Origin of the sequence: Oscillatoria sp. FACHB-1407, assembly GCF_014697545.1 — a bacterium.
Classification (GTDB): domain Bacteria; phylum Cyanobacteriota; class Cyanobacteriia; order Elainellales; family Elainellaceae; genus FACHB-1407.
Genome location: NZ_JACJSA010000022.1, coordinates 38,664 through 53,099, shown reverse-complemented (window position 1 = coordinate 53,099; position 14,436 = coordinate 38,664). Strand labels below are relative to the sequence as shown.

Below are 14,436 nucleotides of genomic sequence, written 5' to 3'. Positions count from 1 at the left end.
TTAACCCACGCTGTTTTCGAGTTTTAGGGCTAAGAGGCGATCGGCTTCTACCGCAAACTCCATCGGCAACTGGTTAAACACATCCTTGCAGAAGCCGCTGATAATCATAGAGACAGCGTCTTCAGCCGAGATGCCCCGTTGCTGGAAGTAGAACAACTGGTCTTCACCAATCTTGGAGGTCGAGGCTTCGTGCTCTACTTTGGCGGAGTTGTTCTGCACCTGGATATAAGGGAAGGTATTTGCCCCGGCATTATCACCAATCAGCATCGAATCGCACTGCGAGTAGTTGCGTGCTCCTTCTGCCTTGGGACCGATCTTGACCAAGCCGCGATAGCTATTCTTGGAATTGCCCGCCGAGATCCCCTTGGAGACGATTGTGCTGCGGGTGTTTTTACCGATATGAACCATCTTGGTTCCGGTGTCGGCTTGCTGTTTGTTGTTGGTCAGGGCAACCGAGTAGAACTCGCCCACGGAGTTGTCGCCTACCAGCACACAACTGGGATACTTCCAAGTGATGGCGGAACCCGTCTCAACCTGAGTCCAGGAAATCTTAGAGTTTGCACCCTGGCACAAGCCACGCTTGGTAACGAAGTTGTAAATCCCGCCTTTGCCATTCTCGTCTCCGGCGTACCAGTTCTGCACCGTGGAGTACTTGATCTCAGCATTATCGAGTGCGACCAGTTCCACCACCGCCGCATGAAGCTGGTTGGTGTCAAACATGGGGGCAGTGCAACCTTCTAAATAGCTGACAGAGCTGCCTTCCTCTGCCACAATCAGCGTCCGCTCAAACTGACCGGAGTCGCCGTTGTTGATCCGGAAGTAGGTGGATAGCTCCATTGGGCAGCGCGTGTTCTTCGGTACATAGACGAAAGAACCATCGCTAAACACGGCTGAGTTCAAAGCTGCATAATAGTTGTCGGCGATCGGCACGACGCTACCCAAATACTTCTCCACCAGGTCAGGATACTTTTGGAGGGCTTCTGAGATGGAGCAGAAAATGACACCTTGCTCTGCCAACTTCTCTTTAAAGGTGGTGGCAACCGAAACACTATCAAAAATGGCATCGACCGCTACATTGGAGAGGCGTTTTTGCTCTGATAGGGGAATGCCCAACTTCTCAAACGTTTCTAACAGAGTTGGGTCAACTTCCTCCAAACTCTTCTTCTTTTCCTGCTGTTTCGGTGCAGAGTAGTAGACGATGTTTTGATAGTCGATTTGAGGATAGGTTACTTCCTGCCATTGGGGTTCAGTCATTGTGAGCCAATGGCGATAAGCTCGCAGCCGAAATTGCAACATGAACTCTGGCTCGTTCTTCTTGGCAGAGATCAGGCGAATAACGTCTTCACTGAGTCCACGAGGAATGGTTTCTGACTCAATGTCTGTGACGAAGCCGTACTTATAGGGTTGATTGACTAAGGATTTGACTGATGCTGTCATCGGACGTGCTTCTCTCAAAAATCAAAGGAGTGAACGATGGGGATTCAACTACCGACTCTCGTACCCGATCTGCTGCCCTGCGCTTAGAACCTCAAACCCACTGTCCCTAAGGGAGGCTGTGGCTCTCCCAGTTCGTTGAGCGTTAATACTAGGATTGAGTACTGGGATTTAGTACTGGTTGGTGGTGGCGCGAATTTCGTCAAAAGAAATGTCTTGCTTGTCGCCTGCAAAGTCATTGTCGGGGGTCAGAAACAACATGCAATGGCACTCTTTACGCTCGCGCATGGGAACACAGGGGCAGTTCCAGAATGTGGCGGCTGCTTCTGCGTGTTTGTCTTCGTAATGACGGCAAGGGCAGAGGGGGGAGCCCAACTCATCCTTGTGTTTGGCAAGCCCCTCAATGACAACGGCGGTCACCCCTAAATCGACACAAAAGTAAGTACCAGTGCGCTTGGCGTATTGCTCAGCGAAGTGTCTCATGCTTTCGAGGCTTTTATCAGAGGCTTGGGTCGTGTTTTCAGATGTATTCATGGTTTAGGCGACAGAGCAGCCGGTAAACTTCTATAATTAAAACAACTTGTTTGTTGCTTATCTCAATTGTAAGATACTTTAGCAACATAAAAGTTGTCAAAGTTAATCTTAAATTCTTTTGGGATCGGTTTGAGCACTTTTTTTAGCGCATTGCGTGCTGAAATTGCTTGAAATCCCTAATTTGGGAAGACGCTCTGGAAAAATCACCTGGAAAACTGCCAAGGTATCTGGAAAACAGCCAATGACAGCCACGCAGCAACCTTCCACAAAACAAGACATCCTGCGCTTGTTACTCAAGCAAGGGCAAGCCAGTGCTCAAGACTTGGCTGAGCAGCTTAACATCAGCCCACAAGCAACTCGCCGCCATCTAAAAGATTTAGAGGCAGACGGCTTAATTGAGCATCAACTGGTTCAAGCTGGAATGGGACGCCCAAATTTTGTGTACCAATTGAGCCGAGAAGGGCGCGATCGCCTCCCTGGTCGCTACGATGACTTTGCCCTTTCGCTGTTGAATACGCTGGCAGAAACGGTAGGTCAAGATCAGGTCGGTACGATTCTGCGGAAACAGTGGGAGCAAAAAGCACTGGAATATCAGCGGCAGGTGGGCACTGGTGCCCTGCAAGAGCGAGTGGAAAGATTGGTGGAACTGCGCAAGGCAGAAGGCTACATGGCAGAATGGCACTACGTTGAGCCAGAGGGAGTTGTGGAATCGGAGGGAGGCTCTGACTCAGTCCAGGCAAATAAGTTTATCATCACTGAATATAATTGTGCGATTTCCCACATTGCCGAATCGTTTCCCAGCGTATGTGGACACGAGTTGGAGATGTTTGAGGTGGCATTGCAAGATTGCCGGGTGGAGCGAACCCATTGGTTGGTAAATGGAGAGCACCGCTGCGGCTATCTAATCCAACCTAAGTAGAAACGTACATATGACTCAACCGATTGACCAGTTTTTAACCGTTGAAGAATCGGCTGAAGTCGATCGCGCCATGATGACCTCCCGCGATCGCTTTTCGGCCCGAGTTGCGATTTATTCGCTGCGGCTACTCAAGCAAATTGTAGAATCACAAGGGAGTGCGACGCAAAATGGTTCCTCCAGCAGTGGGATCGCCGACCTCCACCCCCAACAAATCGCGAATTGGATGGCCCAAGACGAAACCCTGGATGCTGTGAACGGGGCTGATGCCAACTTTAGAACTTTTTTTGTTCAACTGGTACTCTCCTCGCTCAAGCCACTGAAGCAAATCGCTCTGGAGGCAGGGGTGGCGATCGAAGCGTTAACGGTATCTGATGTGGTTCAGTGGTTTGAGAAAGAAGCCAAAATTCGGATTGAGCAAGGAAACGGGGCAACGTTTTTGGGCTAACGTCTCAGTAGTTTGGAGCGGATTTTAGGTATCCGACGTACCCGTAGAAAAGTGGCAAATCGGGGTAATCTATAGAGCAGTAAAGTGCTGTGATAGCTGATTTGAGCGAGGTAGACGGGGCAATGAGCGGAACTCCTGAATTTGCTCATGCAGTTAGCAATGTGGTGTTGATGGGTCCAGAGTTGCACCCGTGGGATTCTGGTCCTGTGGTCGCTGAGTTGCAGGAATTGTTACAGGCTCATGGTTTCCAGTTGCGTATTGATGGTGACTTTGGAAGTGTAACAGAAGCGGCTGTCAAAGCCTTTCAACGGTTACACCATTTGAGAGCGGATGGCATTGTGGGTCACAAGACTTGGATTGCCTTAAAATCCTCTGTGCAGGCGGGTTGCCGGACTTTAAAGTATGGGCATACTGGCGTTGATGTCTACGAATTGCAGGGATTGCTTCAGGTGCAGGGGCAGTATATTGCTCGCAATGGGATTTTTGATGCTGCAACTCAACAAGCCGTGATCGCCTTTCAAAAAAAACATCGCCACAAAGAAACTGGAATCGTGGATGCGATTACCTGGACGACGCTGCGAGGCGGTAAACCTCTCTGTCTACCACCTAAACAAACAGGCTGGTTCTACGACAACCGCAAGTGGTGGTGAGTTGATAAATAATGAATGCGGATGAAAGGACTTGAACCTTCACTTCTTGCGAAACTAGAACCTAAATCTAGCGCGTCTACCAATTCCGCCACATCCGCTCATATAAGCTGATCCATCATAGCAATTTCTTGACCGCTTCTTGCAACTCTGCCATCGCGAGTTTTAAATCTGCCATGTCGGTGCTCAACTGGTCGAGGCGATCGCTAATGTGATTGTCATCTAAACGATGCTGCTCCTGCAATTTTGGGAGGCGATTGACCTGCCAAAATGAGACATTCAGGGCAGAGAGAATTTTTTGTACTGTTGACAAAGTAGGGTCGTAGTTGGGGTCGTTGAGAATTCGGCTCACCTGCTGAGTGTAACCGTACACACTTCCCCCATGTTTTTCGGCGATTCGGGCAGACACCTTACGAACGCTCAAATGTTGGGCATCCATCAACTCCCGAATCACCTCTGCCAGGTTTCCTTGCATGGTGGGTACAGATATTATCCAATGAGCAACGGAGGTAACCGTTTGCTAACGAGTAGCCTGCGAGTTGTGCGCGAAGCCAGTCGCTTTACAATTCAACCAGTTCGCGAGCCTCAATGCCCACCAGTTTGTCAGCAAGTGACAATCGAGCTTCTAATTTAGCCACACTAAATTGGTTTCGCAAAAATTCTACATGAGCCAGAGCGTTCGACTTTTCAGTGGTCAGGTGCAGCAGCTTGAGTTGTAGCTCGCGATAGTCAAGGCTAGCTTCTAAAATTTCAAACCGCCGTGCTCGCCGCTGGTTGTCGTTCTTCAGAGCTGTTTCAAATGCAACGACCAACTCTGCCTTGCCTTCTAGATAGGCGATATCTTGCCGTAATTCAGCGATGCGTTGATCGAGCGTATTCACAGCCTTTACTGCCTGGGCGATCGCCTCAGGGTATTGGCTTAGTTTCATCGTTTATCTCCTGATAATCTATGCCACCATTTCTCGCTGTTTTTCGCGCGAGGTGTGAGCCGGAACCTCTGCTTTGCTGAGAGGAACGGGTTTTGTTTGAGGCAGGGGAGCTTCTTCCAGCACTTTGATCTGAATCTCAACCGAAACGAGATAGGCACCCGATCGCCCATCTACGGCATCAGCAACCAGTTGAGCCAGTTCGGGTCGCTCAGCGGTAATAGGGTCGCGGAGGGTGCAACGATCCCAGTCGTACTCAGCGGAAGGATTGATATTGAGGACGTAGTGCTTAGTCATGGGAATAAGAGTGTACTACTGTACTAATTGTAGTGTAGATTCACAACAATGACAACCATGAGGGACAGCCTATAAACCGTCCTAAGCGGCGATCGCTGGAGTTGAATCAGGGCTTGAAGGAGCCGACTTTGACCGAACCTGGAGAGTCTCGGAGGGGAGTTGAAACTGCCTCAGATCATGTCGATCCCAAAAAGCTAACGTCCGGGCAAGGTCGGTATTCCCCCACAAAATCACCTCATAGGCAGAGTGTGGCAGCACCTTGCCAGGACGCAATTCAAAGCGCAAACCCAGATGGGACAGGGATTGAATGAATCGTTGCGCCTGTGAAAAGGTATCAAATCCAAAACAAGAAAATTCAGTTGTACGACGAGGCAGACGATGGGCTTGAAAGGGCGATCGCACGACTAACACGCGCGGAGATAAAAACTGACCGACTTTTCCATCTCCTAAAGAAAAGAAGTGACCCATGCGCATAACAATCATCCATTTAGACTATCTCTATTGTAGTGTTTATTCACTACGGAGATGATGATTTAGAGTATCTAAAAGGGTGGATTGTACTACTCAATAATAGTACAAATGTACTTAATTCAAGAGCTTTATACCGATGGAGAAAGTGGGAAGTGGACGAGCATGATTGATCGCGTCTGCAAGGGGAATGGGAAATGGGGAATGGGGAATGGCTCGATTCCTCGTGTCTGTTTGTGTAGGTTGTAAACTGCTGAAATGAGCGTGGTTCTGGGTTAAGCGGTGAATGGGGCATCCAGGAAAGACGAGATTTATAAGTAAAAATCTATTATTTTGGTTAAATGTAACTTTTTTGATAGCTTTTATTTATAGGCAAGATTGCTTATTAAAACTTTACAAAAAGGGGGATCAATAGCCGATAATAAGAGCAGAGCAAAAAGCTTTTCACTTTTGTAGGAGGGTTGGCATGGTAGCACTAGCAGACCGCACTCGCACTCGGCTGACAATGCAGCAGGTTGAGATTGCCCCTGATACTACGACGCTGCGATCGCTTGATTGGGATCGCGATCGCTTTGACATCGAGTTTGCGCTGCAAAACGGGACGACCTACAATTCCTTCTTGATCCGGGGTGAAAAGACGGCTCTGATCGACACCTCCCACGAAAAGTTTCGCGAACTATATCTCGATATGCTCCAGGGGGTGATCGATCCTCAGGAGATCGATTACCTGATCGTCAGCCACACCGAGCCTGACCATAGCGGGTTAATCAAAGATGTGTTGCAACTGGCTCCCCAAATTACGGTCGTGGGCGCAAAAGTTGCGATCCAGTTCCTGGAAGATCTGGTACATCAACCCTTTGAGCGCAAGCTGGTGAAGAGTGGCGATCGCCTTGACCTGGGCAATGGGCATGAGTTGGAATTTGTCTCGGCTCCGAACCTGCACTGGCCCGACACAATCTTTACCTATGACCACAAAACGCAGATCCTCTTCACCTGCGATGCTTTTGGGATGCATTACTGCAACGACTTCACCTATGACGAAGATCTGGATCTGATTGAGGAAGATTTCAAGATTTACTATGACTGCTTGATGGGTCCCAATGCTCGCTCTGTGTTGTCGGCAATCAAGCGGATGAACGAGTTGCCGGAGATTCAGACGATCGCTACAGGTCATGGTCCACTGCTGCGCCACCACATCACCGATCTGGTCGGTCGCTATCGCGAGTGGAGTGAGGCTCAAGCCAAGGCAGCCACCAGCGTTGGATTATTTTATGTCTCTGGTTATGGCTACTCGGAAAAGCTGGCACAGGCGATCGCCAATGGTATCAGCAAAACTGGGGTAACCGTTGATCTGATTGACTTAACCTCGGCTGATCCTCAAGAAGTACGAGAAGCAGTCGATATGGCATCGGGGTTGGTGATTGGGATGCCACCTCAATCCGATGACTCAACTCTGGCAGCGATGGGCACCATCCTGGCGGCAGCCCATACCAAGCAGGCGATCGGGCTATTTGAAAGTGGTGGCGGCAACGATGAGTCCGTCCACCCGTTGCGAAATCGCTTCCGCGAAATTGGCTTAACTGAAGCCTTTCCCCCCATTCTGATCAAAGAAACACCAACCGATGCGACCTATCAGCTTTGTGATGAGGCGGGTACAGACATGGGTCAGTGGCTCACGCGCGATCGGGCCGTGAAGCAGATGAAATCCCTCGATAACGAGTTAGATAAAGCTCTGGGTCGTCTCAGTGGCGGTTTGTACATCATCACCGCCAAGAAGGGCGACATCTCCAGCGCGATGTTGGCATCGTGGGTTTCCCAGGCGAGTGCAAAACCTCTGGGTATCACCATTGCAGTGGCAAAAGACCGGGCGATCGAGTCCTTTATGCATGTGGGCGATCGCTTTGTGCTGAATGTGTTGGAGGAAGGCAACCACCAAACGTTGATGAAGCATTTCCTCAAGCGGTTCTCACCGGGGGCGGATCGATTTGCCGGAGTCAAGACCTACGCAGCCGTCAACGGTTCCCCCATTTTAGGGGAGGCACTGGCTTACCTGGAGTGTGAGGTGGTCAGCCGAATTGAGTGCAGCGATCACTGGATTGTCTACAGCACCATTGATACGGGACGGGTTTCCAAGATGGATGCGTTGACTGCCGTACACCATCGCAAAGTGGGCAACCACTACTAAGCATCGTGAGTTAAATAACCTGAACAACGGCAACCCCCTGTACGGGCGCGGCATTCGGCAGAGGGTTTTGGAACAATGGCAAGGGTTCTTGACCAAATGCCACATCCCTACGCTGGGAATTGCACCTTAATAAATTCGCGATCCTGACAGCCGCTCAGACCTCCTCACACCTCAATTAATTCTTATGGCTGACGTTAAACCTCGTGATGTCCAGGTTGCTGAAATTGGCACCAATACGCTCGTGTTGCGATCGCGTACCTGGGATCGGCTGAAGTTTGAAGTGGAATACGCTCGGCAAAAGGGCACCACAGCAAACTCCTATGTGATTCAGGGAGAGAAGATTGCGGTGATTGACCCGCCTGGCGAGTCCTTCACCAACATCTACCTGCGGGAATTGCAGCAGCATGTCTACTTGCAGAAGATCAATTACGTGATTTTGGGGCATGTCAACCCCAATCGATTGATAACCCTCAAGACTTTGCTGGAATATGCCGCGCAAGTGACGTTTGTCTGTTCTAAACCAGGGGCGATCGCGCTTAGAGCCGCCTTCCCTAATCAAGAGCTATCCATTAGCGTGGTTCGGGATGACGAAACCCTGGATTTGGGTAACGGGCATCAGCTTCAGTTTGCCTTTGTGCCTACTCCACGACACCCTGATGCGCTGTGTACCTACGATCCAGCTACTCGCATTCTCTACACCGACAAATTGTTTGGTGCTCATGTCTGTGATGACGCTATTTTTGATGAGCAGTGGAAACAACTGGATGAGGATCGCCACTATTACTTCGACTGTCTGCACGCCTCCCAAGCGCGTCAAGTGGAAACTGCATTAGATAAATTGTCAGAGTTTACTGCCAAGTTTTATGCACCGGGGCATGGCCCCATCGTGCGCTACAGCTTGAGCCGATTTAACTATGACTATCGTCAGTGGAGCCAGCAGCAAAAGACGCAGGATTTGAAGGTGGCACTGTTGTATGCCTCCGCCTATGGCAACACAACTGCAATGGCAGGGGCGATCGCTCAGGGGCTTCAACAAGCGGATGTCACGGTGGAATCGATTAACTGCGAATTTGCTGATCCGGCTGATGTTGCTGAGGCGATCGAAGCGAGTGATGGCTTTGTCATCGGCTCTCCAACGCTGGCAGGTCATCCGCCCACCCAAATTCAAACGGCACTGGGTATTGTTCTCTCAACTGCCTCCAAAACCAAGCTGGCAGGGGTGTTTGGTTCCTATGGCTGGAGCGGCGAAGCGGTGGATATGATCGAACGCAAACTTCAGGATGCGGGCTATACCCTTGGCTTTGAAACGCTGCGGGTCAAGTTTAAACCGACGGATGAAGTGCTCAAGCAGTGCGAGACCGCAGGCACTGAATTTGCTCAAGCCCTCCGCAAAGCTCGCAAAACTCGTACTATTCGGCAACCGGGCATTGAGGTTCAGAGCGATCGCACGGAGCAAGCGATGGGTCGGGTGATCGGATCATTGTGTGTGCTAACGGCAAAGCAGGGCGCAACCGACACAGGCATCCTAACGTCCTGGGTGTCTCAAGCAACTTTCAGTCCACCGGGGTTGACGGTTTCACTGGCGAAGTCTTGGGCAGATGATGTGTTGACCCAAATCGGTGATGCGTTTGTGCTGAATGTGTTGAAGGAAGGACGCAACCTGCGGCGACATTTCGTGAAACCGATCGCCCCTGGTGAAAATCGCTTTCACGACATTCCGACTCACCCTGCGGCAAATGGTTGCTTGATTTTGGATGATGCCCTCGCCTATCTGGAGTGCAATGTGCATGACCGAATGGACTGCGGGGATCACTGGCTCATCTACGCCACGATCGACAACGGCAAGGTCTTAGAACCCGTCGGGATGACGGCTGTGCAGCACCGTAAGACAGGTAGCTATCAGTAAAGCGTGGGTGTTCTCTAACGCGATCGCACCTCTTCTACTGACAGTCCCAGCAATTCGGCGACCTGTTCGGGTGCCATGCCAGTTGCCACAAGATTGCGAGCGGCTCGTTGCAGTTGTATCTGAGGTAGATGGTGTCAGGTCAGATGGCGATCGCCCCATCGACTCGTCATAAAATCGCCCCAAATCGTCGGCTTCCGTGCCCGGTGACAAAAACTCAACCACCACTTCCGGGATTCTACCTTCTTGCCAGATTATGATTAGCCTTGTATTCAAGGAACTTGCTTGTCTACGCTGCTCTTAACGAGCATGGAGGGATTCGAACCCCCGACCCTCAGGACCGGAACCTGATGCTCTATCCACTGAGCTACATGCCCACCAACCTTTCGAGAGTATAGCATTTTAGAATGATTCATGACTTATAAGCTACTGTTTGTTTGCCTTGGTAATATTTGCCGTTCTCCTTCCGCCGAGAACATCATGAACTACTTGATCGAGCAGAATAACCTGCAAGGGCAGATTGTGTGCGATTCTGCGGGGACGGCAGGCTATCACATCGGTAGTCCGCCCGATCGCCGCATGAATGCGGCAGCGCAAACGAAATTGGGGATCACCCTCCAGGGAGCAGCCCGACAGTTCACTCGACAGGACTTTGAGAAATTTGACCTGATCCTGGCGATGGATCGGGAGAATTATCAAGATATTTTGCGGCTCGATCGTGAGGGAAAATATGCCGACAAAGTGCGGCTGATGTGTGAGTTTTGCCAGAAGCATCCCGACGAGGAAGTGCCCGACCCTTACTATGGAGGAACAGAGGGCTTTAACTACGTCATCGATTTGCTGATGGATGCCTGTAGTGGGTTATTGCATGAAATCGAGAGTCGGGAGTAGGAAGTCGGGAATGGGGAGTAGGGAGTAGAGGGAATGGGGAGTAGAGGAGCAGAGGAGTAGGGGAGTAAAAATAGCTATATTGACTATTGACCCCTGACTATTGACTATTGACCATTGACTACTGACCCCTGACCCCTGACCACTAACTACCGACCATTGACCATTGACCATTGACCCCTGACTACTGCCCCCCTGACCATCACCCTCTCCATTCCCCACACACTCTCTCTATGCATCACGCCTCCATTCGCACATCTGACATCTTTAAGGCGATCGCCTTCTATGAGCAACTCGGCTTTGTCGTCTGCGAACGGTTCACTGCGGGGGTGACACTGGCGTGCTGGATGGAGGGTTTGGGTGGGCGGATTGAGCTATTGCAGGTGCCGCGTCCTCGTCCGGCAGCGGATGCTTTTGAGGACGAGCATTACACAGGTTACTATCACCTGTCGTTTGACCTGACGCAGCAGGTGGAGGAGTTGCCTGCGTGGTTAACGCAATTGCAGGAGAAATTTGAGCAAGCGGCTCAAGCAGGACTGGGTGAACCGCTCAAAGTGTTGCTGCAACCGACGCAGCAGATCATTGGCGATCGCGTCTACGAGGTGACGTTTATTGCCGATGCTGATGGATTGCCGCTGGAATTCATTCGGGTGATAGGCCGTCGAGCGATGTAAGGGGGTTTGCGATTTGCGATTTTGAAACTTTGTAGAATCTCAATCCAAAATCTAAAATTGTTCAGAAGCTCATCTCGCTCTCTTCGGTTAGGTCATCGGTCAGGGGTTGGCTGGGTGGGATGCGTTCCAGGGTGATCAACGATTCCATGACAGATTTGGCGATCGGCGCAGATACCGTTGACCCGTAGGCATCATCTCCCCGCGGTTCGTCAATCACCACTAACACTGCATAGCGGGGGGCTTCCACGGGCAAGACGCTGACAAAACTGGTGATGCGAGCGTGGTCTAAATATCCCCCGTCTGGACTGGCTTTTTGAGCGGTTCCGGTTTTGCCTGCCACGCGATAACCGGGAATTTGGGCAGACTGCCCCGTACCTTCGGTCACAACACTTTCCATCATGGTCAACACCGTTTGACTGGTTTGGGGTGAAAAGACTTGCGGTGGATCTGGCTCGTTTGGTTGCCATTCGGGTTGACCGTCGGCATGAAACAGCCCCTCAACAATGTGGGGTTTAACTAACCTGCCACCGTTGGCGATCGCCGCGTGCAGTTGCAGCAGTTGTACTGGAGTGAGCGAAAACCCCTGACCAAAGGCAGTTGTTGCCCGTTCAACAGCCGCATTCATAAACTGGTCGTAGGGTTTCATCTGACTGGATGACTCAAACGGCAGGTCGATCCCCGTTTTTTGACCCAACCCCAAGTCCTCTAAGCGGCTGTAGTAAACGTTGGGGCGCAGGCGTTCTGTGATGTGAACCATGCCCACGTTACTGGAGTGTTGCAGAATTTCGGTAATGGTTTGAGCACCGCGCCCACCCCGCTCGTCGTAGTCGTAGTTCTCAATTGTCCATTCGCCAAATTGCAATGTGCCTTCGTCGTTGATCACATCATTTGGACGAATGGCGCGTGCGTCTAGAGCGATCGCCACATTGATCGGTTTGAAGGTTGATCCCGGCTCCAGCAGATCGCTGACTGCCCAATTGCGGAAGCGATCGACATTGAACCTGTAATACTCATTGGGATTGTAGGATGGCTCAACGACGAGCGATCGCATCCCACCATCCCGAACATCCATCACCAGCACAGCCCCTCGCTTTGCCCCAAATTGCTCCATCTGCTGCTTTAAGGCATGGCGAGCCGTACGCTGTAAGCGGCTATCGAGCGTCAACTGCAAGCGCAAATCATCCTGTTGCACAAAGCCCTCAGGCAGTTGGCTGGGAATCAACGCCCCATTCCCAGTCCGGCTGAGTTCAATGCTCTCTGACGTCGATTTTTCTAAAAGAGGTTGTTGGCTAAATTCAATGCCTGCCTGTCCCTGGCGATCGACATCAACGTACCCCACTACATCAGCAAACAAGTCTTCTTGAGGATAGAGCCGTTGCGGGTGTTGTACCAACTCCAGTCCATCCATTTGTAAGGCTTTGACTTGATTGGCAGCATCCTGGCTGAGGGCAAATTCTAATCGAATTCCACTATTACCCTGGCTCAGTTGGCTAAACAGTTGAGCCGACGTGCGTTTGAGCAAGGGAGCCAGCGCATTGGCGATTTCCTCCTTAGACTGCTTAAACAGCATTGGATGAGCATACAGCGTGTAAACAGGTTGATCGATCGCCAACACATTGCCCAGGCGATCGACGATGGGGCGACGCGCCGTAAAAGGTTGTAACGAAACGATTTGCTGCTGTTGAGCACGCTCCTGCAAGCCGGGGGCTTTAACGATCTGTAGCCCAACCAGATTCAGTAATAACCCCAACCCTCCCAAGATCAAGATCCCCCAGACTACTAGCAAGCGCAGACGCGAGGGCTGAACGGGGGATTGCCCCGGACGAGTCGGTAGGAGGGAGAGGTTGCCACGCTGAGGGAACCGCTTTGCAGTTCTTCGGAGGGAACGCTGCTGAGCCCGCTTCGTACGGCTCGTATAAGGGGAATTGGAAGGAGGAACAGTCGCCATGCAGATCGAAGGGAGGCTGAGGAGGGCTAAACACAAAACAAGGATAAACCTGCTTGTGCCACTCGACTGAAGGCAGCCTAGACACTAATATCCCAGGGGTGCTGCCGTTGTCATATCCAATGATGGCGTCTCAACAACGACTGGGGCAGGGCGGGGTGGAGCAGGTTCCAGAAAAATAGCATTGTCGGGCGTCGGTTGCACCAACCCAGTTGCAGGATTCTCGGCTTGTAATGCTAATTGATGTTTTAACACTTCACTGGCGGTTGTGAGCTGCCGTTCTTGCTGTTGTAGCGTTTCTAAACGGCGATATTCTCGACCCCAGACCTGTTGAATGTGTACCGTCCAGCCGTATATTGTCAGCACCCCCACTACCAATGCCAGCGTGACCAGCGAAGAAGTTTTTTGAGCGGTGGTCAGCAGTTGCAACCAGGCTGGAATGGCCTGGGGATTGGGCAGAGAGGCAAGACTGTTAGCTCTTTCAGGTAATCGGGTGGTGGGCTGAGGGGAGCGAAGCGAGTTCGACAATTGTTGTCCGTGCTGATGTTGTCCGTGCTGATGTTGTCCGCGCTGATGTTGTCCGTGCTGACCTCTGTGCCCTTGTATGCCTTGGTGCTGAGTGATTTGGTGCTGAGTGACTTGCTGCTGAGCTAATTGTTGCCGTTCGCGTCGAGTCCTGGCGGAGGTTGGAAATTGAATAACGTCTGCCCCACTGCTGGCACTACTGCGTTGAAGGCTGGTCGTGCTTTGGCTGGGGAGAAGGCGATCGCGGTTAACGGGTTTGAGGGCAGCGGACATCAATTTCACTCCTGGATAAATACACCGTACTTATGAACCCGGCTGGGAATTGAATGAACTATCGGATTTACGGTTCACATGGGATGGAACCCAGTAAATCCTATTGAAGCAACGGTGATGTGAGGGTTCATCCCTCTTGGCAGTTATTTTTCCCAAAAAATACTGCGATGGTGCAGATAGTTCCCAAGTATACGGGGTAAGTCCGAAATAATAATGTATTTCCAGGAAATTTGCTGATTTTCCGGAGAATATAGCTTTGATCAAAAAACTTAGGACAAAAGTAATGGGTCAAACCCTGATTCTGGGGGAACTTTCTGGCTCGCCTTCGTCCCATCGAATGGGGCTACGGTCATAACCCTAGAGTGGGCAAAAA

General features: G+C 51.0%; 17 protein-coding genes and 2 tRNA genes. 7 read left to right on the top strand and 12 right to left on the bottom strand.

The window, feature by feature from the left end; translation table 11 throughout:
* Together sufB and H6G89_RS27225 are read right to left on the bottom strand one after the other, a co-directional pair.
* Nucleotides 1–1,437 carry a Fe-S cluster assembly protein SufB gene (gene sufB / locus H6G89_RS27230; protein WP_190512549.1) on the bottom strand — a complete coding sequence of 479 codons (1,437 nt, stop codon included), beginning with the start codon at nt 1,435–1,437 and terminating at the stop codon, nt 1–3.
* 168 nt (nt 1,438–1,605) lie between these two features.
* Nucleotides 1,606–1,968 (bottom strand): ferredoxin-thioredoxin reductase catalytic domain-containing protein, encoded by a 363-nt coding sequence (locus H6G89_RS27225; protein WP_190512547.1) that lies wholly within the window; start codon nt 1,966–1,968, stop codon nt 1,606–1,608.
* Nucleotides 1,969–2,209: 241 nt separating this feature from the next.
* Between H6G89_RS27225 and sufR the strand changes: the two genes are divergently transcribed.
* The 3 genes from sufR to H6G89_RS27210 all read left to right on the top strand — a co-directional run bounded on the left by sufR (nt 2,210) and on the right by H6G89_RS27210 (nt 3,982).
* Nucleotides 2,210–2,887, top strand: coding sequence for an iron-sulfur cluster biosynthesis transcriptional regulator SufR (gene sufR / locus H6G89_RS27220; protein ID WP_190512545.1), 678 nt, complete (start codon nt 2,210–2,212; stop codon nt 2,885–2,887).
* Between the two features lie 10 nt (nt 2,888–2,897).
* Nucleotides 2,898–3,332 (top strand): hypothetical protein, encoded by a 435-nt coding sequence (locus H6G89_RS27215; RefSeq protein WP_190512543.1) that lies wholly within the window; start codon nt 2,898–2,900, stop codon nt 3,330–3,332.
* 122 nt (nt 3,333–3,454) lie between these two features.
* The gene (locus tag H6G89_RS27210) at nt 3,455–3,982 is read left to right on the top strand and encodes a peptidoglycan-binding domain-containing protein (RefSeq protein WP_190512540.1); all 528 of its coding nucleotides are present in this window, start codon (nt 3,455–3,457) and stop codon (nt 3,980–3,982) included.
* A 16-nt stretch (nt 3,983–3,998) separates the two neighbouring features.
* On the opposite strand, the gene H6G89_RS27205 is transcribed toward H6G89_RS27210, so the two are convergent.
* The 5 genes from H6G89_RS27205 to H6G89_RS27185 all read right to left on the bottom strand — a co-directional run bounded on the left by H6G89_RS27205 (nt 3,999) and on the right by H6G89_RS27185 (nt 5,676).
* A tRNA-Leu gene (locus tag H6G89_RS27205) sits at nt 3,999–4,080 on the bottom strand.
* Nucleotides 4,081–4,097: 17 nt separating this feature from the next.
* A complete protein-coding gene (locus H6G89_RS27200; RefSeq protein WP_190512538.1) occupies nt 4,098–4,454 on the bottom strand; it encodes a helix-turn-helix domain-containing protein in 357 nt (118 codons plus the stop codon).
* 85 nt (nt 4,455–4,539) lie between these two features.
* Nucleotides 4,540–4,908: a hypothetical protein gene (locus H6G89_RS27195; RefSeq protein WP_190512536.1), complete on the bottom strand. Its 369-nt coding sequence runs from the start codon at nt 4,906–4,908 to the stop codon at nt 4,540–4,542.
* Between the two features lie 18 nt (nt 4,909–4,926).
* The gene (locus tag H6G89_RS27190; protein ID WP_190512534.1) at nt 4,927–5,202 is read right to left on the bottom strand and encodes a hypothetical protein; all 276 of its coding nucleotides are present in this window, start codon (nt 5,200–5,202) and stop codon (nt 4,927–4,929) included.
* 81 nt (nt 5,203–5,283) lie between these two features.
* Nucleotides 5,284–5,676: a hypothetical protein gene (locus tag H6G89_RS27185; protein WP_190512532.1), complete on the bottom strand. Its 393-nt coding sequence runs from the start codon at nt 5,674–5,676 to the stop codon at nt 5,284–5,286.
* Nucleotides 5,677–6,136: 460 nt separating this feature from the next.
* On the opposite strand from H6G89_RS27185, the gene H6G89_RS27180 reads away from it, so the two are divergent.
* Both H6G89_RS27180 and H6G89_RS27175 read left to right on the top strand, forming a co-directional pair.
* Complete coding sequence (locus tag H6G89_RS27180) at nt 6,137–7,855, top strand: diflavin flavoprotein (protein ID WP_190512530.1); 1,719 nt, start codon at nt 6,137–6,139, stop codon at nt 7,853–7,855.
* Nucleotides 7,856–8,039: 184 nt separating this feature from the next.
* Nucleotides 8,040–9,761 (top strand): diflavin flavoprotein, encoded by a 1,722-nt coding sequence (locus H6G89_RS27175; protein ID WP_190512528.1) that lies wholly within the window; start codon nt 8,040–8,042, stop codon nt 9,759–9,761.
* Here H6G89_RS27175 and H6G89_RS34585 read toward each other — a convergent pair.
* Both H6G89_RS34585 and H6G89_RS27165 read right to left on the bottom strand, forming a co-directional pair.
* Nucleotides 9,705–10,034 carry a hypothetical protein gene (locus H6G89_RS34585; protein WP_199336957.1) on the bottom strand — a complete coding sequence of 110 codons (330 nt, stop codon included), beginning with the start codon at nt 10,032–10,034 and terminating at the stop codon, nt 9,705–9,707. The two genes, H6G89_RS27175 and H6G89_RS34585, sit on opposite strands and share 57 nt — an antisense overlap.
* 28 nt (nt 10,035–10,062) lie before the next feature.
* Nucleotides 10,063–10,135, bottom strand: a tRNA-Arg gene (locus H6G89_RS27165).
* A 37-nt stretch (nt 10,136–10,172) separates the two neighbouring features.
* Between H6G89_RS27165 and H6G89_RS27160 the strand changes: the two genes are divergently transcribed.
* Nucleotides 10,173–10,649 carry a low molecular weight protein-tyrosine-phosphatase gene (locus H6G89_RS27160; RefSeq protein WP_190512526.1) on the top strand — a complete coding sequence of 159 codons (477 nt, stop codon included), beginning with the start codon at nt 10,173–10,175 and terminating at the stop codon, nt 10,647–10,649.
* On the opposite strand, the gene H6G89_RS27155 is transcribed toward H6G89_RS27160, so the two are convergent.
* Nucleotides 10,620–10,868, bottom strand: coding sequence for a hypothetical protein (locus tag H6G89_RS27155; RefSeq protein ID WP_190512524.1), 249 nt, complete (start codon nt 10,866–10,868; stop codon nt 10,620–10,622). The genes H6G89_RS27160 and H6G89_RS27155 overlap by 30 nt on opposite strands.
* Before the next feature lie 11 nt (nt 10,869–10,879).
* Between H6G89_RS27155 and H6G89_RS27150 the strand changes: the two genes are divergently transcribed.
* Nucleotides 10,880–11,320: a VOC family protein gene (locus H6G89_RS27150; RefSeq protein ID WP_190512522.1), complete on the top strand. Its 441-nt coding sequence runs from the start codon at nt 10,880–10,882 to the stop codon at nt 11,318–11,320.
* A 61-nt stretch (nt 11,321–11,381) separates the two neighbouring features.
* On the opposite strand, the gene H6G89_RS27145 is transcribed toward H6G89_RS27150, so the two are convergent.
* Nucleotides 11,382–13,268 carry a peptidoglycan D,D-transpeptidase FtsI family protein gene (locus H6G89_RS27145; protein WP_190512520.1) on the bottom strand — a complete coding sequence of 629 codons (1,887 nt, stop codon included), beginning with the start codon at nt 13,266–13,268 and terminating at the stop codon, nt 11,382–11,384.
* An 84-nt stretch (nt 13,269–13,352) separates the two neighbouring features.
* Complete coding sequence (locus H6G89_RS27140) at nt 13,353–14,063, bottom strand: hypothetical protein (RefSeq protein WP_190512517.1); 711 nt, start codon at nt 14,061–14,063, stop codon at nt 13,353–13,355.
* Nucleotides 14,064–14,436: the final 373 nt, after the last annotated feature.

Bases quoted from the DNA above. Each gene is read 5' to 3' on its own strand.
- sufB (WP_190512549.1), bottom strand. From the start codon at position 1,437: ATGACAGCATCAGTCAAATCCTTAGTCAATCAACCCTATAAGTACGGC.
- H6G89_RS27225 (WP_190512547.1), bottom strand. From the start codon at position 1,968: ATGAATACATCTGAAAACACGACCCAAGCCTCTGATAAAAGCCTCGAA.
- sufR (WP_190512545.1), top strand. From the start codon at position 2,210: ATGACAGCCACGCAGCAACCTTCCACAAAACAAGACATCCTGCGCTTG.
- H6G89_RS27215 (WP_190512543.1), top strand. From the start codon at position 2,898: ATGACTCAACCGATTGACCAGTTTTTAACCGTTGAAGAATCGGCTGAA.
- H6G89_RS27210 (WP_190512540.1), top strand. From the start codon at position 3,455: ATGAGCGGAACTCCTGAATTTGCTCATGCAGTTAGCAATGTGGTGTTG.
- H6G89_RS27200 (WP_190512538.1), bottom strand. From the start codon at position 4,454: ATGCAAGGAAACCTGGCAGAGGTGATTCGGGAGTTGATGGATGCCCAA.
- H6G89_RS27195 (WP_190512536.1), bottom strand. From the start codon at position 4,908: ATGAAACTAAGCCAATACCCTGAGGCGATCGCCCAGGCAGTAAAGGCT.
- H6G89_RS27190 (WP_190512534.1), bottom strand. From the start codon at position 5,202: ATGACTAAGCACTACGTCCTCAATATCAATCCTTCCGCTGAGTACGAC.
- H6G89_RS27185 (WP_190512532.1), bottom strand. From the start codon at position 5,676: ATGCGCATGGGTCACTTCTTTTCTTTAGGAGATGGAAAAGTCGGTCAG.
- H6G89_RS27180 (WP_190512530.1), top strand. From the start codon at position 6,137: ATGGTAGCACTAGCAGACCGCACTCGCACTCGGCTGACAATGCAGCAG.
- H6G89_RS27175 (WP_190512528.1), top strand. From the start codon at position 8,040: ATGGCTGACGTTAAACCTCGTGATGTCCAGGTTGCTGAAATTGGCACC.
- H6G89_RS27160 (WP_190512526.1), top strand. From the start codon at position 10,173: ATGACTTATAAGCTACTGTTTGTTTGCCTTGGTAATATTTGCCGTTCT.
- H6G89_RS27150 (WP_190512522.1), top strand. From the start codon at position 10,880: ATGCATCACGCCTCCATTCGCACATCTGACATCTTTAAGGCGATCGCC.
- H6G89_RS27145 (WP_190512520.1), bottom strand. From the start codon at position 13,268: ATGGCGACTGTTCCTCCTTCCAATTCCCCTTATACGAGCCGTACGAAG.
- H6G89_RS27140 (WP_190512517.1), bottom strand. From the start codon at position 14,063: ATGTCCGCTGCCCTCAAACCCGTTAACCGCGATCGCCTTCTCCCCAGC.